The 16,303-nt window shown below is 60.7% G+C and carries 19 protein-coding genes; 8 read left to right on the top strand and 11 right to left on the bottom strand.

Annotation, left to right across the window (positions count from 1 at the left end; genetic code table 11):
- Window positions 1-2: 2 nt before the first annotated feature.
- Window positions 3-1,979 (bottom strand): ABC transporter ATP-binding protein/permease, encoded by a 1,977-nt coding sequence (locus FZZ88_RS00590; protein ID WP_166017733.1) that lies wholly within the window; start codon window positions 1,977-1,979, stop codon window positions 3-5.
- Between the two features lie 55 nt (window positions 1,980-2,034).
- A complete protein-coding gene (locus FZZ88_RS00585) occupies window positions 2,035-2,376 on the bottom strand; it encodes a histidine triad nucleotide-binding protein (RefSeq protein ID WP_115022512.1) in 342 nt (113 codons plus the stop codon).
- Between the two features lie 75 nt (window positions 2,377-2,451).
- On the opposite strand from FZZ88_RS00585, the gene FZZ88_RS00580 reads away from it, so the two are divergent.
- Window positions 2,452-3,999: a YifB family Mg chelatase-like AAA ATPase gene (locus FZZ88_RS00580; protein ID WP_166017732.1), complete on the top strand. Its 1,548-nt coding sequence runs from the start codon at window positions 2,452-2,454 to the stop codon at window positions 3,997-3,999.
- Here the strand turns inward: FZZ88_RS00580 and FZZ88_RS00575 are convergent.
- The 4 genes from FZZ88_RS00575 to def form a co-directional block, all read right to left on the bottom strand.
- A complete protein-coding gene (locus FZZ88_RS00575) occupies window positions 3,993-4,142 on the bottom strand; it encodes a hypothetical protein (RefSeq protein WP_166017731.1) in 150 nt (49 codons plus the stop codon). The two genes, FZZ88_RS00580 and FZZ88_RS00575, sit on opposite strands and share 7 nt — an antisense overlap.
- Window positions 4,143-4,223: 81 nt before the next feature.
- Window positions 4,224-4,787, bottom strand: a complete 564-nt coding sequence (locus tag FZZ88_RS00570; RefSeq protein ID WP_166017730.1) for a DUF3747 domain-containing protein — start codon at window positions 4,785-4,787, stop codon at window positions 4,224-4,226.
- Window positions 4,788-4,837: 50 nt separating this feature from the next.
- Window positions 4,838-5,035: a hypothetical protein gene (locus tag FZZ88_RS00565; RefSeq protein WP_115022517.1), complete on the bottom strand. Its 198-nt coding sequence runs from the start codon at window positions 5,033-5,035 to the stop codon at window positions 4,838-4,840.
- A gap of 3 nt (window positions 5,036-5,038) precedes the next feature.
- Complete coding sequence (gene def, locus FZZ88_RS00560) at window positions 5,039-5,644, bottom strand: peptide deformylase (protein WP_166017729.1); 606 nt, start codon at window positions 5,642-5,644, stop codon at window positions 5,039-5,041.
- Between the two features lie 49 nt (window positions 5,645-5,693).
- Here def and FZZ88_RS00555 point away from each other — a divergent pair, with 49 nt between their 5' ends.
- From FZZ88_RS00555 to FZZ88_RS00545, 3 genes are all read left to right on the top strand, one after another.
- Window positions 5,694-7,607: a prolyl oligopeptidase family serine peptidase gene (locus tag FZZ88_RS00555; protein WP_166017728.1), complete on the top strand. Its 1,914-nt coding sequence runs from the start codon at window positions 5,694-5,696 to the stop codon at window positions 7,605-7,607.
- On the top strand, window positions 7,513-8,040 hold the full coding sequence (locus FZZ88_RS00550; RefSeq protein WP_226423718.1) for an MscL family protein: 528 nt from the start codon (window positions 7,513-7,515) through the stop codon (window positions 8,038-8,040). Before FZZ88_RS00555 ends, FZZ88_RS00550 begins: the two co-directional genes overlap by 95 nt.
- Window positions 8,041-8,182: 142 nt before the next feature.
- Window positions 8,183-8,356: a hypothetical protein gene (locus tag FZZ88_RS00545; protein ID WP_166017727.1), complete on the top strand. Its 174-nt coding sequence runs from the start codon at window positions 8,183-8,185 to the stop codon at window positions 8,354-8,356.
- 6 nt (window positions 8,357-8,362) lie between these two features.
- Here the strand turns inward: FZZ88_RS00545 and FZZ88_RS00540 are convergent, their stop codons facing one another.
- From FZZ88_RS00540 to FZZ88_RS00520, 5 genes are read right to left on the bottom strand one after another with little or no spacing between them, the layout of a single operon-like run.
- Window positions 8,363-9,643: a SufS family cysteine desulfurase gene (locus tag FZZ88_RS00540; RefSeq protein ID WP_166017726.1), complete on the bottom strand. Its 1,281-nt coding sequence runs from the start codon at window positions 9,641-9,643 to the stop codon at window positions 8,363-8,365.
- A complete protein-coding gene (gene sufD / locus FZZ88_RS00535) occupies window positions 9,640-10,818 on the bottom strand; it encodes a Fe-S cluster assembly protein SufD (RefSeq protein ID WP_166017725.1) in 1,179 nt (392 codons plus the stop codon). The genes FZZ88_RS00540 and sufD overlap by 4 nt, the downstream gene beginning before the upstream one ends.
- A 2-nt stretch (window positions 10,819-10,820) precedes the next feature.
- Entirely contained in the window at window positions 10,821-11,609 is a 789-nt protein-coding gene (sufC, locus tag FZZ88_RS00530) for a Fe-S cluster assembly ATPase SufC (protein ID WP_166017724.1), read from the bottom strand.
- Between the two features lie 42 nt (window positions 11,610-11,651).
- Entirely contained in the window at window positions 11,652-13,091 is a 1,440-nt protein-coding gene (gene sufB / locus FZZ88_RS00525; RefSeq protein WP_115022526.1) for a Fe-S cluster assembly protein SufB, read from the bottom strand.
- A 5-nt stretch (window positions 13,092-13,096) separates the two neighbouring features.
- Window positions 13,097-13,453 (bottom strand): ferredoxin-thioredoxin reductase catalytic domain-containing protein, encoded by a 357-nt coding sequence (locus tag FZZ88_RS00520; protein WP_115022527.1) that lies wholly within the window; start codon window positions 13,451-13,453, stop codon window positions 13,097-13,099.
- 158 nt (window positions 13,454-13,611) lie between these two features.
- Here FZZ88_RS00520 and FZZ88_RS00515 point away from each other — a divergent pair, with 158 nt between their 5' ends.
- The 4 genes from FZZ88_RS00515 (at window position 13,612) to FZZ88_RS00500 (ending at window position 16,135) form a co-directional block, all read left to right on the top strand.
- Complete coding sequence (locus FZZ88_RS00515) at window positions 13,612-14,256, top strand: metalloregulator ArsR/SmtB family transcription factor (RefSeq protein ID WP_166017723.1); 645 nt, start codon at window positions 13,612-13,614, stop codon at window positions 14,254-14,256.
- Window positions 14,256-14,594: a hypothetical protein gene (locus tag FZZ88_RS00510; RefSeq protein WP_166017722.1), complete on the top strand. Its 339-nt coding sequence runs from the start codon at window positions 14,256-14,258 to the stop codon at window positions 14,592-14,594. Before FZZ88_RS00515 ends, FZZ88_RS00510 begins: the two co-directional genes overlap by 1 nt.
- Before the next feature lie 62 nt (window positions 14,595-14,656).
- A complete protein-coding gene (locus tag FZZ88_RS00505) occupies window positions 14,657-15,256 on the top strand; it encodes a phycobiliprotein lyase (RefSeq protein ID WP_166017721.1) in 600 nt (199 codons plus the stop codon).
- Window positions 15,257-15,346: 90 nt separating this feature from the next.
- Window positions 15,347-16,135 (top strand): phycobilisome rod-core linker polypeptide, encoded by a 789-nt coding sequence (locus tag FZZ88_RS00500; RefSeq protein WP_166017720.1) that lies wholly within the window; start codon window positions 15,347-15,349, stop codon window positions 16,133-16,135.
- Window positions 16,136-16,303 lie beyond the last annotated feature (168 nt).

Raw genomic sequence — 16,303 nt, 5'->3', positions numbered from 1 at the left:
GTTCAGGAACGTTCGAAGTCATAGCTGGTCGCCGGGATCAGCCGCCAGTCGCGATCTCCACTCAACTCGAGCACGGTGTCATGGAACTCCTTCAAGGTCGGCCGGTGACCAACGCTGATGAAAGCCACCTCGCGTTCGCGCAGCAGCGCATAAAGACGGGATTCAGTGTCGACATCCAAGGCACTGGTGGCTTCATCAAGCACCACGACCTTGGGGGAATTCAGCAGCAACCTGGCAAATGCCAGCCGCTGCTGTTCTCCCAGAGAGAGCAACCGCGGCCAGTCCTGCTTGATATCGAGGTCGGGGTAACGCTGCAGCAATTTCGCGAGCATCACCTGATCCAGAACGGCCCGCAGCTGTTCATCGCTGAAACGGGCCTGATCTAATGGGTAACAGAGCTGTTCACGGAGCGATCCCAGAGCCATATAAGGCTTCTGCGGAATGAACAGAAGGTCCCCCTGTCCTGGGGAATACACAGTGCCTGTCGGTGATCCCCATAACCCACTCACAACCCGCAGCAATGAGGTCTTGCCACAGCCAGAGGGCCCGACCACAAGCAAGCCTTCAGAGGTGTCGAGCGAAAAGCTGAGATCGCGCACCAGCACGTTGTCGGTGCGCGGTGTTTTGACCGTGACCCCTTGAAGCGCCAAACGGTCGGACGGCACAATCCGCGGAGCGAAATCACTCCACTCCTCACGATCAAGGTTCGAGATATTCGACTGGAAACCTTCCAGCCGGTTAATTGATGCTGAGAATCGGGCCAGCGCTTCGATGTTGTAGACAATGAAGAAGAGCGATCCCTCAACCAGGTTGTAAGCAACATTTGCCTGAGCGAAGCCGCCGTAATCCATCTCACCCGCCAGAATCGGCGCAGCAAGAATCAGATAAGGGATAAAATTACTTGCGTAGATGCTGGAACGCTGCAGCACACGCAGCAACACCTCCCAGACGATCAGAAGATTGAAGTTCTCAACAACAGTGGCCAAGCGACGCGTTACCTCCTTGGCTTCCTGTTGTTCACCTGCATAGAAAGCAATCGATTCGGCGTTATCCCTTACCCGAACAAGGCCGTAGCGGTAATCCGCTTCGAAACGCAACTGAAAATTATTCAGACGCACTAGCTTGCGACCGGCAACAATCATCAAGACCGAAATAGCAGCGGCATAGGCCAACAAAGCGAAGGTCAAGCCCTCACTCACCGAGTAAAGGATGAGGATATTGAGAGAAAAGGTGAGAATCGAATCAAAGATATTGAGTGCGAAGCCAAGGGCTTGAGCCGTGAAATCACGAACATCTTCTGAAATGCGCTGATCAGGGTTATCAACGTTGGTCGCCGCCTCATCGTTGGGGTTGAGGACGTAATACGCCCGATCCCGGAGATAGTCGTCCACCAAACTCAGCGACAACCATTCCCGCCAGAACAGACCCAATTTCTGGGTGAAATAAAACTGCAGACTGCGAATCGGCAGGGCAACCGCAAAACAGGCGCCATAGACCCAGAGATTGCGGTAGGACGCATCACCGTCCTTGGCGATCAACGCATTGGTGAGATCCCGGGCCAGGAAAGTGATCCCCGCGTTGATGCCGTTCACACACAGCAGCATCAGGATGATCAGACCCAGAAACAGCCAAGGCAGCCAGCGACGGTGACGCAACTGTGAGCGCACAGATGCGAACACCACAGCCCCCAGCACAAAAAGGGCACTGATGCCCGCCCCCCATCCACGGGACCAGAGCATGGCCAGGGAGGACTGGACGCCACCGAGGTACTGGCTGGTCAACTCCGGCAGCAGCCACGACAGACCGTTCATCAGACCGGTCACCAGGAACAGCACGATCCCGGCCACACAGAACAGCAGGCTCACCAGAAGCCCGATGAACTGCCAACCGTTGTCTTCGGTGTATGGAAAGAAGTAGGGCTGCGAAAGTCGACGCAGCTTGGCGGCCTGATCCCGCAGGTTCTGAAGCTGGTGGGTCATGCCACTGCTGAACTTTGCTCAGTCTGGCGGCCATTGCACTGCTTCGCCGTCAGCATCAGCCGGGGGGCCAGGCCAGAGAACGCCCACCGATCACATGCACATGAAGGTGAAACACCGTCTGGCCAGCACCGGCGCCGCTGTTGATCACCGTGCGGAAGTCGTCCAGCCCCTCCTGTTTGGCGACCCGAGCAGCGACCAGCAGCAGATGGCCCAGCAGTGGAGCATCCTCTGCAGCACCGGAGCGCAGGCTCTCGATCGGCTTGCGGGGAATCACCAGCACATGAACCGGTGCCTGGGGGGCGACATCCCGAAAGGCCAGGCACTGCTCATCGCTATAGACCTCATCGCACGGGATCTCGCCGCGAAGGATCTTGCCGAAGATCGTGTCGTCTGCCATGGGCCTTGAGAACGAAGGAACAGCCATACCGGTGTGACAGCAGGGGCATGAATCTCCTGCGTCACCCACTTCAGAATGCTGGCACGTTGTCTCAGTGCATCCCTACAAGGTCTGGAGGCCAGGCCTGTGGTGGTGGAAGTGGATCTCGCCCCAGGCCTGCCGGGCGTCCAGCTGGTGGGTCTGCCGGACAAGGCCATTCAGGAATCGCGGGAGCGCGTCCGCTCCGCCCTGCGCAACAGCGGCTTCCGCGGCCCCCTGGTTCGCGTGGTGATCAACCTTGCTCCGGCCGATCTACGCAAGGAAGGCCCCTCCTTTGATCTCCCGATCGCCTTGGCACTGTTGGTGGCCAGCGGGCAGCTCGCCCGCCCCCAGTTGGAGGGCCTCTGGTGTGCCGGCGAACTGGGGCTCGACGGCAGCCTCAGATCCTGTCGCGGGGTGATCGCCCTGGCCGATCAGGCCCATCAACAGCAGGCCCGAGCCCTGATCGTCCCCCCCAGCAATGCCAGCGAAGCCAGCTTGATTGAGGGGCTGCCAATCCACACCGCGCCCAACCTGCGGGAGCTGGTTCTGCAACTCAAAGGAGAGCAACCGTGGCCCGTCATCGGTTGCAACGGCTCCCGATCATCAGGCTGCATCAACAGCCCGGAGCCCTTGCCATCCATTGAGACAAGCCTGGCTTCACGCGCCCTAGCCCTTTCCGCTGCAGGCGGCCACCATCTCCTGCTGGTGGGTCCCCCCGGCTGCGGCAAGACCCGCCTGGCCCATCACTTGCCACACCTGCTGCCGCCCCTGAGCCGGAAGGAAGCGCTCACCATCACACGCATCCATTCGATCGCCGGACATCTCCATGGCATCGATCAACTGCAGCAGCAACGCCCCTTTCGATCACCCCATCACAGTTGCTCCGCAGCCGCCTTGCTGGGGGGAGGACGCTCGCCCCGTCCAGGCGAACTCAGCCTGGCCCACGGTGGTGTGCTCTTTCTCGATGAGCTTGCGGAATTTCCGCGAACAGTGCTGGGTCAGTTGCGGCAGCCCCTGGAGGAAGGCGCCGTACAGATCAGCCGCTCCCAGCACAGCACTGTCTTCCCCGCCTTGATCACCTTGGTGGCGGCAACCAATCCCTGCCCCTGTGGATGGCATGGCGATCGCGACCATGGCTGTCGCTGCAGCATCAGCCAGCGCCAGCGGTACTGGCAGCGGCTCTCAGGCCCACTCCTGGATCGGCTCGACCTACAACTGCGGCTCGAACGGCGCTCCGCCAAGGAGATGGCGAACGTGCTGAATCCTCACGGCCCATCAAAAGTCTCCGAGTCCTGGTGCAGCCCGCCACGGATTCAACGGGCCCGCCAGCGGATGCAGAGGCGCAATCCAGCCGGCTGCCGCAACGGCCGACTGTCGGCAAAGGCGCTGCGGCAGAGCGGAGCAATCGAGACTGCAGCGCTGGATCTATGGGAACAATTGATCCAACAACGCGGCCTGAGCACCCGCAGCAGTCTTCAGCTGTTGCGGGTGGCACGGACCATTGCTGATCTGAACGATCGGTCCTCTGTTAATCGCAATGCCGTGGCGGAAGCGAGCTGCTACCGCTGCACCGATCTGCTGAGGGGACCTGAACCTCAGTAATTGCGCGCCCGCTTGTCCGGTGTATCCCGGTAGGGCTGGGTGCCGATCGGCGGGGGCTGGAGATGGCGGTCGTTGAGCGAGCCCAGCGCATGGGTCATCGCTTCACCGAACCACTCGAACCATTGCACAACTGTGGTTTTCATCACGGCCTCCTGGGTCTTCTTTCAGTGTGAGTTCACTGACAGGTCTCGACAACAGGTGTTTTGACCGGTTTTACCCCAGGATCAGGGAGTCGGTGCACTGTCTCGATAGACGTAGAGATGGCCCAGGCTTTTCTTGCCGTAGGCCCGTCGCTTCAGGGTCCACCCCGGCTCAAACTTCAGCTGAACAAAGCCACTGGCGGCCCCGCCGGCCCGGGCGACGAGCATGGTCGGTTGGGAGGGATTCCGGGTCGGTGTCGCCAGCAACTCAATATCACTGCCGCTGTTCACCACGCTGAGCCGATAACGGGTGCCAAGGTCATCACCACCGATGCGCAGGGAATAGCCGTTGCCGTCGATGTAACGGTTGCAGACCCCGGTGAAATCAAACTTGGACAGCAGGGGATCCACCATCGCCGGCGAGCCAGCACCCACCGCAAAACACGGCCGTTTCGTGGTCCGCTGTTCGTAGATGTTCAACTGCGAGCGTTGCCCCTGGCCGATGGGAGCCGACACCAGAACAAAGTTGCTCATCTCCACGGGCACCGCCGTGAACAGAGAGCCCTGGGCTAAGGCCACTGGTACCGAGGTTGCTGCGAGAGCTAGGCCAGCAGCAGCCACGGTTCGAAAGCGTGCCATCACGTCCATGGAGGAACTGAGCGGATCGTAAAAGTGATGTCTGAATCGGTCGCCCCCGATCAGGCCGGTTTATTGAGGCGTATGGCGACCAGCAGGGTGCCAACGGTTGCGGGGGCCGCAAGGGCCAAGATCCAACTGGTGGCTTTGACCCCGAGGTCGGGATCGCCATAGGCAAGTTCGAAGACACAACCGGTGCTGGCAATGCCAAGAACACAGGCAAGGGCCAGGAAAACGCCGGCCAAGGGTTTCATGGGCATGGCTCAGGCGACGCTCCGAACATGTTGGCGCTCAAAGCCCTTCTCCTTGAGCTCTTTCTGCAGACCGTCTTCATCAGTGACGCGATCGACGAACAACACGCCATTGAGATGGTCCATCTCATGCTGAATGCAGCGGGCCATCAAGCCATCGGCTTTCATCTTGCGGGGCCGACCCATCTCATCGCGAAAGCTCAGTTCAATCGCCGTCGGGCGCACCACATCGAGATACACCCCAGGAATGCTGAGGCAGCCCTCCTCGTAGGTATCAAGCCCGGCACTGGCCGCACTGATTTCGGGATTGATCAACACCAGAGGCGGTGTGGCCGCATTCTCCAAGTCGAGATCAATCACGAGCAGCTGCTGATGGATCCCCACCTGAGGTGCCGCCAGACCAATGCCCTTAGCGGTGTACATGCTGCGCAGCATGTCGCGGGCTAGCTCCCGCACCTGCTCATTCACCTTGCCGATGCGACGCGCCGACTTTCGCAGGACTTCATCGCCCAGGGTGTGAATCTCCAACGGCGGAGTTTCAAGGGCGGTTTTGGGGACCAGCATCGTGTCCCGCGACTTGTCAGCCTGACGTGCCAACTCTGCAAAGCTTCCTGCCAAGGCCAACGCCGCGTTGATTCAGCATGGTAAGCGGCCTAATTCAGCCGCCATGGGAGCCGTTCCGTTATCCGCGCAGCATGCCGTCGGCCGTTTGCCGGGGCTCAAGGAACCGGTACTGGTCAGCGGAGCAGATGCAACGGTGTGGCTGATCTGGCTGGAGCAACGTCCCCAGGAACGGGGCCGCACCACAGCCTTGATTCGCCGTTTCGGCGATTCCGAAGCGGACCCTCTGGAGCTGACGCCGGCCCCCAGCAACCTGCGCAGTCGCGTGCATGACTACGGCGGCGGGGTGCTCGCCACTGCTGTAGAGCAGGACAGGCTGGTGCTGGCTTGGATCGACAGCGGCTGCGTCTGGCGTCAGGACTGGCGCCTGCCAAAGACCAACACAGACCATCCCACCCCCCTAGCAGCAGCCGAACGGCTTAGCCGGGAGGGCGACTGGGAGCTGGCGGATGGCGTGCTCGATCTGCCCAGGCAGCGCTGGATCGGAATCCGTGAAATCGAGGGCCGTGACGAGCTGGTGAGCCTGGCGTTGAGCGGGGCCGATCAGACCCCGTTGCTGCTGCACCAACCGGCGGACTTTGCCGGCTATGGCTGTTTGAGCCCCGATGGCCAGCGCTTCGCCTGGGTGGAGTGGCAACAACCCGCCATGCCCTGGGACAGCAGCAGTCTCTGGTGCGCGGGGTTCAGCGACACGGGCGGGCTGCTCCAGCCCCGTCAGTTGGCCGGGGGCGACGGCGTCTCGGTGTTTCAACCCCAGTGGTTGCCGGACGGCCAGTTGCTCGTGGCGGAAGACAGCACGGGTTGGTGGAATCTGATGCTCCAACCCAGCGCCGATGCCGACTGGGAAAGGCCCTGGCCGATGGCCGCTGAAACAGCCATGCCCCAATGGATCTATGGGATGAGCACCACGGCTTGGGATGGCGAACAGCTGATTGCAGCCGTGTGCAGCCGCGGGGCCTGGTCATTGCAACGGCTCAGTCTGGATGGAAGCGTGCAGCCGTTGCCGCAGCCCTTTGATGATCTGGCGGGATTGAGCGCCTGCCACGGCCGCGCCGTGGCCGTGGCCAGCAACGGCACAAGCGTGGCCGGACTGCTGGAACTCGACCTGCGACCGGCGACCGCCCTCTGGAGCCACAGCCCTGCCATACCAGCACCCTTGGCGGTAGAAGAGATCAGCGTGGCCGAACCGCTGTGGTTCAACGGCCACCAAGGGGAACGCACCCATGCCTGGTACTACCCCCCCAGCGGCAAACCACCAGGGGCCGCCCCACTGCTGGTGAAAAGCCACAGCGGACCAACGGCCATGGCCCGCCGCGGCCTCAGCCTGGCGATCCAGTACTGGACCTCCCGTGGCTGGGGCGTGGTGGATGTGAATTACGGCGGCTCAACGGGGTTCGGCCGGGATTACAGGGAGCGGCTGAATGGTGGCTGGGGGGTGGTGGATGTGGCCGACTGCGCCGCAGCAGCCCGGGCCTTGATCGACTCCCGTCGCGCTGATCCCGACAAGATCGCCATCGAAGGTGGGAGTGCTGGAGGGTTCACCACCCTGGCGGCTCTGTGTTTTACCGATGTGTTCCAGGCCGGTGCCTGCCGCTATGCGGTGTGTGATCTCACGGCTATGGCCAAGGACACGCACCGGTTCGAAGCGCGCTACTGCGATGGCCTTGTGGGGGCATGGCCAACGGAACGTCATCTTTATGAGAAGCGATCGCCCCTGCTGAATGCCGATCAAATCCGCTGTCCGGTGCTGTTCTTCCAGGGATTACAAGACAAGGTTGTGCCTCCGGAACAGACCGAACGCATGGCCGAAGCCCTGCGCAGCAACGGCATACCAGTGGAGGTGCAGCTCTTCGATGACGAAGGCCATGGCTTCCGCAACCAAGCCACACAAATCCAGGTTCTGGAAGAAACCGAAGCCTTTTTTCGGCGTCAACTGGGCCTGGCGGAGCAGCGGAAGTGAAGACCAGAGGTCATCATCAAATCACGACAGATCGAGACAAATAAGCAACAAATACAAACTTCCCATAGGATCAAAAGACATCAATGTTCAGATCATGCTTCAACGTTGGCGCCGAGAATTTATCGAGTTCTTCTTCACCAAGGGCAGTGCTCTGACGGTCGCAATTGCATTCATTGTGGGGCAACAATTCACAAGAATCGTTGATTCAGTCACTAAAGACCTCTTGATGCCACTCCTGAACCCCTTTGTTCCCAAGGGCAGCTTCGAAGATCTCAAAATCAACTATTTCGGCGGCGCAATCGAGATTGGGAAGCTAGTTGACACCATCGTCGAAGCCCTCTTGGTGGCCTGGATGCTGTTCCTCATCCTCAAGGCGATCAAACGGATTGAGCGGCAAACCTCAGCATCCACCGAAGAATCAGGGCTGAGCTAGCAGATGGTTACAACCCACACAACCGGGTTCAGCAAATGTGATGGCTTAAGCGAGCAACCAACAGGAACGTTCAACCTGTGCCCCATGGAACGGATGAAACTGCATCGGGCCTGAGATGGTGTCCAAAGCTTCCTGAGTATTAATGCGGATCCTGCGTTATCGCGGCAACAGCTACGCCAGCCCTGAACCGATTAACGCAGCACCCCGTGCCGGCGTGCGGTCTTACCGCTGGGTGCAGTACACCATCCAGAGCGGCAACGTCGTCCCCCTGGAGCAACGCGAAGGCATTTCGAACGATCAGCAGCTGGCCGCCTGAGTCGGCTCAGCTGTGTTCGCGCAGGAAGGCGACCGTGGAGGCGAGCTCCTCGCTGAAGCGGTCGATCTCTTCAAAGGTGCTGGTGAAGCTCAGGCTGGCCCGGGCTGAAGCCGTGACGTCATACAAACGGTGCAAGGGCTGACAGCAGTGGTGACCACTGCGGATGCAGATTCCAGACGCATCAATCAGCGCGGCAATGTCATTGGCATGCACGCCATCCACAAGGAATGTGGCCAGGGCACCGCGGTCGGGCTGCTGATCCGGCGTCGGCCCCAAGACCCGCACACCATCAATGGCCTGCAGCCTGTTGAACAGATGCCGGGTGAGCTGAGCCTCCCAGGCCTGAATCGCCTCCAGACCAACTGCCTGCAGATAACGAATTGCGGCACCCATGCCCACCGCTTCTCCAATGGCAGGGGTTCCAGCTTCGAACTTGTGGGGCAGCACCGCCCAGGTGCTGTGATCCAGGTAGACGTCCTGGATCATCTCCCCACCACCGAGGAAGGGAGGCATCGCCTCCAGCAGAGACTCCCGCGCCCAGAGAAAGCCCATGCCGGTGGGCCCGCAGAGCTTGTGGGACGAGCCGACAAGAAAGTCGGCCTCCATCGCTGCCACATCAATCGGCTTGTGGGCCAGGCTCTGGCAAGCATCAACGAGCACGCAGGCGCCAACGGCATGGGCCGCCGGGATCACCTGATCAAGGGGATTGCAGCAGCCGAGTGCATTGCTGATGTGCACCAGGCTCACCAGCCGGGTGCGCTGGCTGAGCTGGGCCTGGAAATCGTCCAAATCCAGCTCACCGGATTCGGTGATGCCGACATGACGCAGCACACAACCGGTGCGCTGGGCCAGGAGCTGCCATGGCACCAGATTGCTGTGGTGCTCCATCACGGTGAGGAGAATTTCGTCCCCCTCCTTCAGGTTTGCGTCACCCCAAGTGCGCGCCACGAGGTTGATCGCTTCACTGGCATTACGGGTAAAGACGATCTCCCGGGCAGTAGCGGCACCCACGAAGGCCGCAGTCGTGCTGCGAGCTGCCTCAAAAGCATCGGTGGCGCGGGCACTGAGCTGGTGGGCGCCGCGATGCACGTTGGCGTTGTCGCAGCTGTAGTACTGCTGCAGCGCCTCCAGCACCTGGCGGGGCTTCTGACTGGTGGCGGCGTGATCGAGATATATCAGCGGCCGGCCATCGGGAGCCAACTGCTCAAGAATCGGGAAGTCGGAACGATATCGAGAGGATAAATCCACGAAATCCGCACCAGATCGTGCTTTTGCGGTGATTGTCATGGAGCAAGGCTGCCCATCACGCGCTCCAGGGGACGCCAAGCCTGCGCAGCAGCAGGAAGCTGCTCGATCACCTCCTGGCAGGCCCCGCGCAACAGCAGCGCGGTCGCCTCCGCCGCGGCGATCCCACGACTCTGGAGATAGAACAACTGATCGTCTTGGAGTTGAGACACGGTGGCGCCGTGGGCGCAGCGCACATCGTCCGCCACGATTTCCAGCTCGGGCTTGGTGTCGACCCGTGCGCGATCAGACAGCAGCAGGTTGCGGCTCAACTGCGCTGCATTGGTGCGCTGGGCATCGCGGGGAACACTGATAGCACCGTTGAAAATCGCGTGGGATTGGCCACCGGCCAGGCATTTCTGCAACTGATCCAACTCCCCTTCAGGCCCGTCGAAACGCACCGCGGTATGGGTGGCCAGCTGCTGTTCGGCGCCAGTCACCACCAAACCCTTGAGCACGGTCTGCGCTTGTCCATCCACCTGCACCACCCGGGGCTCCACCCGTCCAAAGCTCCAGCCCTGAACGACCGAGGTGAGGGCATAGGAGCTGCGGGGCTCCTGCTCAACCGCCAAATGCGCCATCAACGACGAAGCGCCATCAGCCGTGGCCAGCACCCCATGCCGAAGTTGCGCCTCCTGCCCCAAATGCACTTCCAGCAGGTGGCTGTGGGCGGACGCACCCTCCGCCAACAACACCTGCAGCAACTCAAGCTCCGCCTTTTCCTCGAGCAGAAGTAGCACCCGGGTGGCGTTCAACCCGGCACCCGCCGCGAGGACCAGTTCCAGCGAACCCACGCGCCCCCGCACCCTGAGGGCCAGGATCTGCTGCGCTTTGGCGTGGTTGAACTCCACCGGCCAGGCCTGGGCGCAACCGCAGCAATCAAGTGTGTGGCCGAGGGCCTGCTTCAGCTCATCAGCATTGAGAACCGTGATCCCCTCCGGGAGGAGCTGCCCTGCCAAGGGATCGTCAGAACCGTTGAGCACCAGACGGGTCACCCCCTCCACGCTGGGCGGCAGTGGTGCTGAAATCGTTGACGCACTGGTCGGCAACGCCGACACAGCCGCAAGACGCTTGAGGTCGGTGAGTCGCCAGGACTCTTCCCGGCGGCTGGGCAGACCGAGGTGCTCCAACGCGGCGCGACCGCGCTCCTGCACCGGCGCCAGCACGCTGCTCCCCATGATCAAGCAGCCCCCTGAGTGGCCAGCTCCTGATCCACCCAGTCGTATCCGGTCTGCTCCAACTCAAGGGCCAGTTCCCGTCCGCCAGTGCGCAGGATCTGGCCCGCAGCCATCACATGGACATAGTCCGGGGTGATCTCATCAAGAAGACGCTGGTAGTGAGTGATCAACAGCGTGGCGTTGTCTTCCGTCGCCAATTGGTTCACTCCACCGGCAACGATGCGCAGGGCGTCGATATCGAGACCCGAATCGGTTTCATCGAGAATCGCCACCACAGGCTCAAGCAACGCCATCTGCAGGATCTCGTTGCGCTTTTTCTCACCACCGGAGAACCCTTCATTCACACTCCGCTCGAGAAAGGCGGGGTCCATCTGCACCACCTTGAGCTTGTCGTGCACGTGATCCTCAAAGGCAAACGTGTCGAGCTCCTCCTCCCCCTCTTTCTCCCGCCGAGCATTGGTGGACACCCGCAGGAACTCCAGGTTGCTAACGCCGGGGATCTCAACCGGGTACTGAAATCCGAGAAAAACCCCCAAACGCGCCCGTTCTTCGGGCTCTAGATCAAACAGATCCTGACCGCGGTAGCGAACGGTGCCGGCAGTGACTCGATACGCCGGATGCCCAGCCAACACCTTGGAGAGCGTGCTCTTGCCACTGCCGTTGCGGCCCATCACGGCATGGATCTCACCAGCCCGCACCTGCAGATTCACCCCCTTGAGGATGGGCTTGTCCTCCACGGAGGCATGCAGGTCTTGGATGTCGAGCAGCAGCTCAGCGTCAGGGCGAATCACGGAAGAAGGCGTTGAAAAACAGAGACAGGGTGGAGACAGGGATCAGCCCACGGATCCCTCGAGTTTGAGGGCCAACAATTTGTCAGCCTCAGCAGCGAACTCCATGGGCAGCTGGTTGAAGACGTCGCGGCAGAAGCCACTGACCATCATTGAGACGGCTTCTTCAAAACCGATGCCACGGCTCTGGAGATAGAAGAGCTGGTCTTCGGAGATGCGACAGGTGCTGGCCTCGTGCTCGATGGCCGCCTGCGGCTGCTGAGAACGGATGTAGGGGTACGTGTTCGCAGCAGCCTGATCGCCAATCAGCATCGAATCGCACTGGCTGTAGTTACGAGCTCCCTTGGCATTGGGCCCCATTTGCACAAGGCCTCGGTAGCTGTTGCTGGAGCGTCCGGCGCTGATGCCTTTGCTCACGATCGTGGAGCGGGTGCGCGGTCCGACATGGACCATCTTCGTTCCGGTATCGGCCTGCTGGCAGTTGTTGGTGAGTGCAACGGAATAGAACTCACCTACTGAATCAGCACCCTGCAGCACACAGCTGGGGTACTTCCAGGTGATGGCCGAACCGGTCTCCACCTGGGTCCAGCTGATGCGGCTGCGGTCACCACGGCACTGGCCGCGCTTGGTCACGAAGTTGTAGATCCCGCCGACACCGTTTTCATCGCCGGCATACCAATTCTGAACCGTGGAGTACTTAATGGAGGCATCCTCAAGGGTCACCAGTTCAACCACCGCAGCGTGGAGCTGGTTGGTGTCAAACATCGGGGCGGTGCAGCCCTCGAGGTAACTCACCGAGGCACCTTCTTCGGCCACGATCAGGGTCCGCTCGAACTGACCGGTGTCCCCGGAATTGATCCTGAAATAGGTGGACAACTCCATCGGGCACTCCACCCCCTTCGGGATGAAGACGAAGGATCCGTCGCTGAACACCGCTGAATTCAGGGCGGCGAAGTAGTTGTCGTTGCTGGAAACAACGGTGCCGAGGTAACGCTCGATCAGCTCGGGGTGCTCTTTCACCGCTTCACTGAAAGAACAGAACACCACGCCGTGTTCCGCCAACTTCTCTTTGTAGGTGGTGGCGATCGACACGCTGTCGAAAACAGCATCAACAGCAACATTGCTGAGGCGCTTCTGTTCGCTCAACGGGATGCCGAGCTTGTCGAAGGTTTCCAGGAGCTTCGGATCCACCTCATCAAGGCTGGCCTTCTTGTCCTGCTGCTTGGGCGCGGCGTAATAAACGATGTCTTGGTAGTCGATCTCGGGATAACCGAGAGCAGCCCAATCAGGCTCCTCCAGGGTGAGCCAGTGGCGGAAGGCCTTAAGCCGAAACTGCAGCAGGAACTCCGGCTCTTCCTTCTTCGCCGAAATCAGACGAACGACCTCCTCGCTGAGACCTTTGGCGATCTTGTCGGTCTCGATCTCGGTAACAAAGCCGTACTTGTACGGCTGACTGACGAGATCCCGTGTGGAGGTACTGGTCATTCAGTTCAGCCGACGGTGGCGTTAATCGTTTCAGTGGAGATGGACTGCGTCTTGTCAGGGCAGGCGAAAGGATTGTCCTCAGTGAGGAAGAGCATGCAGTGGCATTCCTTGCGTTCACGCATCGGAACACAGGGGCAGTTCCAAAAGGCCTGGGAGACCTCGGCCTCTTTGTCGTCGTAGTGCCGGCATGGGCACAGAGCGCCTCCCAGGTCGTCCTTGTGACGCGCGAGACCTTTCAGAACAACAGCGGTGACACTGGGATCAGCACAGAAATAGGTGCCTGTCCGCTGCGCATAGGTTTGAGCGAACTTGCGGATCACCTCCAGGCTTTCTGCTGTCGGCTCTTGAGGGGCGTCGGACATGGAAGTGGAGGGAGCGGCGAATTACGAAACCCCGCGGTTTCCTTATCGGAAGCCTAGGCCAACAGGCCTCCGGTCAGCGGGCTTCCCATTGTGACCTGCAACCCGGCCGACATTCCGAGGCAATTCGATGGCATCGTGTGGGAAGGTTTGGCTTCTTCATGAGCGCCTCGGCTCCTGCCAGCACCCGCGACGCCGTGCTCTCCCTGCTGATGGAGCGCGGAGAGGAAGACGCTGGCAATCTGGCCGGCACCGTGGGCATTTCCGTGCAGGCCATGCGCCGGCACCTGCGCTCTCTTGCCGAAAGTGGCTTGGTGTGCGCCAGCAGCAACTCCAGCGGCCCAGGGCGTCCCAGTAACCGCTGGTGTCTCACCGACCAGGGACGGGCCCAGTTTCCAGACGGCAGTGACCGCTTCGCCCTGGGGCTACTGGATTCGATGCGCAGCCATCTGCCCGAAGCGACAGTGCGTCAGCTGCTGAACCAGCAGGCCGAGTCGAAAGCCAGCCAATACCGAGAAAGCCTGGGCAATGCCTCCCTTGAGGCTCGCCTCGAACATCTGGCACGGCTGCGGCGCGACGAGGGCTACGTCACCGTTTGCAGCAGAGACGACGACGGCGTCAGCTGGCGACTCGAAGAGGCCCACTGTTCGGTGCAACGCATCGCCGAGGAATTTCCTGCGGTATGCGACCAAGAATTACTACTGATCCGGCAGACCGTGCCGGACTGTCGAGTCGAACGCGTGCATTGGCGGCTCGAGGGAGGTCACGCCTGCGGCTTCCGGATCACTCCACTTTCCGAGGGCTGATGGCCATCGACCGGGCGACGATTGAACAGATCGATGCCACCTTGCTGCCACAGCTGGATCGGCATCACCTGCGGGTTCTAAGCCACTGTCTGGACAGCTTTCAGGCGATGGCAGAACGCGAGGCCACAGGCGCGATCCCCGACGAAGACCAACAGCGCCTCTGGTGCAGGCAGCAACCTGTCGTTGCGGACGACCCCGCCTTTCTCGAGACCCTGCTTGAGCAGCTCAGGGCGGCCGCCGACCAGCTCGATCAGCTGGCGATTGAGCTGGGCAAGCCACCCTTGGCGCTGACCCTCGACGATCTGATCAACTCCGCCGAAGCCCGCTGCCGTGGCTGACATGGCTGTCGTGACAGTCGTCGACGAGCTGCCATCATCAATTCATCTGTTTAACGCGGGCGATGCTTGATATCTCGGACGCCCTCAGCTTCTTTCGCCTGAGCTGTGGCCGGTGGACTTCGCAGCGCAGCCAGCATCATCTGCTGCATCGCCGAGCCGAAGCCGGAGCCTCCTTCATCGTCGTGGAGGAACTGCTGACGGGAGACGAGCGACTCGCGGAGATCGCCGAGCGCAACAACGAGAGCGTTGAGCGAATCGTCGGCGGCTGCTGGGTGCGCTGGAGCGGATCAATGGCCTGGGACCGCGCAGGTGAATCCCACGAAGACCAGACCATGTTCGGACTGATCCCCGAGGACGAGACAGGGCGACGCGGACTATTGCTGCGGGATCGCGGCTACGCCGAAAAAGCGCCGGTAGCTGGCCAGTTCCGCATGGACGAGGAAAACGGCCTAATCCTCACCACCGATTACGAAATGATGAGCTCCCTCGAGCGCTTCTGGTTCGCGGGACCGAACCTGCGGCTGCGCACCAGCACGGTTCAGGGGCTCTCCAACAACGCCTCCTTCTGCATGGAGACCAGGCAGCTGGATGACGCGCCGGAGTCCAGCCATAGCGCTCAAACTGCCATCAGCGCAGCAGGCCTCGCCCCCTTCGGCTGGTAAGCAGAAATACTTAGAAGAAGTATTACGGCATGTAATCGCTGCAACACCTGCTGAAGGGGGCAAGACCGAGCACTTCTACGATCCCGGACAGTGGATGTTGTAGCTCGCGTGGCCATTCCTCTTCTGGAGTACGCACCGATCACCCAGAACTCCCTCAGGAGTGGTGTTCCAAACATTCGCGTTGGCTCCGAGGAAGGATCGAGGGCCTACTCCATTGAGATTGCCGACGACCGGGACAACTTCGACACGGTGGTTGAGAGCGGCTACCGCCAAATCTTTTTCCACGCCTTCGAGACAGATCGGGACGTCAACCTTGAGTCCCAGCTCAAGGATGGCCAAATCACCGTTCGTGATTTCATCCGCGGCCTGGTGCTCTCCGACACCTTCAAGCGCACCTTCTACGGCTTCAACAGCAACTACAAGGTTGTCCGCCACCTTTGCGAGCGGATCCTTGGTCGCAAAGTCAACGGGAAAGGCGAGGAGCTGTCTTGGTCGATCGTGATTGCGACCAAGGGTCTCGAGGGCCTGGTTGACGTTCTCCTCGACAGCACCGAATACCTGGACACCTTCGGCTACGACACTGTTCCCTACCAGCGGAACCGTGTGCTTCCCGGCCGCGAGCTCGGTGACACTCCCTTCAACATCACCACCCCTCGCTACGACGAGTACTACCGCGGAATCCTGGGCTTCCCTCAGCTCATCTTCACCGGTGGTCCTGCCAAGAAATTGCCGGAACGCGCAAAGATCCGGAAGGGTGGTTCCCCTCAGGACTACATGGCCTGGGTCAGCGAAATCGGCAGTCCACGTCGGGTGGGTGGGAGCACCAGTGCCGACATCGACTACCTGGCAAAGGTTCCTTATCGCACCCTCGGCCGCTGAGTCCGGAGCCAAGCACAATCAAAAAAGCGGGGCTTCAGCCCCGCTTTTTTTGTGTGAGAGACAGTGATCCCCGGGATCGGAGCCCAACAAGTGGTCAGGATCCACTGACCCTTGGGCCATTGCCGGCTCGAAAAGGAATTTTTCGGATCACAATGATCCCAAACGAAA

This window comes from Synechococcus sp. PH41509 (assembly GCF_020514285.1).
Classification (GTDB): domain Bacteria; phylum Cyanobacteriota; class Cyanobacteriia; order PCC-6307; family Cyanobiaceae; genus Parasynechococcus.
The sequence above is the reverse complement of the archived record's forward strand: the minus strand, read 5'-3'. Positions and strand labels throughout refer to the sequence as shown.

Excerpts from the sequence above, each read along its gene's own strand:
- FZZ88_RS00590 (WP_166017733.1), bottom strand. The coding sequence starts at position 1,979 with ATGACCCACCAGCTTCAGAACCTGCGGGATCAGGCCGCCAAGCTGCGT.
- FZZ88_RS00585 (WP_115022512.1), bottom strand. The coding sequence starts at position 2,376 with ATGGCAGACGACACGATCTTCGGCAAGATCCTTCGCGGCGAGATCCCG.
- FZZ88_RS00580 (WP_166017732.1), top strand. The coding sequence starts at position 2,452 with ATGCTGGCACGTTGTCTCAGTGCATCCCTACAAGGTCTGGAGGCCAGG.
- FZZ88_RS00575 (WP_166017731.1), bottom strand. The coding sequence starts at position 4,142 with ATGAAAACCACAGTTGTGCAATGGTTCGAGTGGTTCGGTGAAGCGATG.
- FZZ88_RS00570 (WP_166017730.1), bottom strand. The coding sequence starts at position 4,787 with ATGGACGTGATGGCACGCTTTCGAACCGTGGCTGCTGCTGGCCTAGCT.
- FZZ88_RS00565 (WP_115022517.1), bottom strand. The coding sequence starts at position 5,035 with ATGCCCATGAAACCCTTGGCCGGCGTTTTCCTGGCCCTTGCCTGTGTT.
- FZZ88_RS00555 (WP_166017728.1), top strand. The coding sequence starts at position 5,694 with ATGGGAGCCGTTCCGTTATCCGCGCAGCATGCCGTCGGCCGTTTGCCG.
- FZZ88_RS00550 (WP_226423718.1), top strand. The coding sequence starts at position 7,513 with ATGGCTTCCGCAACCAAGCCACACAAATCCAGGTTCTGGAAGAAACCG.
- FZZ88_RS00545 (WP_166017727.1), top strand. The coding sequence starts at position 8,183 with ATGCGGATCCTGCGTTATCGCGGCAACAGCTACGCCAGCCCTGAACCG.
- FZZ88_RS00540 (WP_166017726.1), bottom strand. The coding sequence starts at position 9,643 with ATGACAATCACCGCAAAAGCACGATCTGGTGCGGATTTCGTGGATTTA.
- sufD (WP_166017725.1), bottom strand. The coding sequence starts at position 10,818 with ATGGGGAGCAGCGTGCTGGCGCCGGTGCAGGAGCGCGGTCGCGCCGCG.
- sufB (WP_115022526.1), bottom strand. The coding sequence starts at position 13,091 with ATGACCAGTACCTCCACACGGGATCTCGTCAGTCAGCCGTACAAGTAC.
- FZZ88_RS00520 (WP_115022527.1), bottom strand. The coding sequence starts at position 13,453 with ATGTCCGACGCCCCTCAAGAGCCGACAGCAGAAAGCCTGGAGGTGATC.
- FZZ88_RS00515 (WP_166017723.1), top strand. The coding sequence starts at position 13,612 with ATGAGCGCCTCGGCTCCTGCCAGCACCCGCGACGCCGTGCTCTCCCTG.
- FZZ88_RS00510 (WP_166017722.1), top strand. The coding sequence starts at position 14,256 with ATGGCCATCGACCGGGCGACGATTGAACAGATCGATGCCACCTTGCTG.
- FZZ88_RS00505 (WP_166017721.1), top strand. The coding sequence starts at position 14,657 with ATGCTTGATATCTCGGACGCCCTCAGCTTCTTTCGCCTGAGCTGTGGC.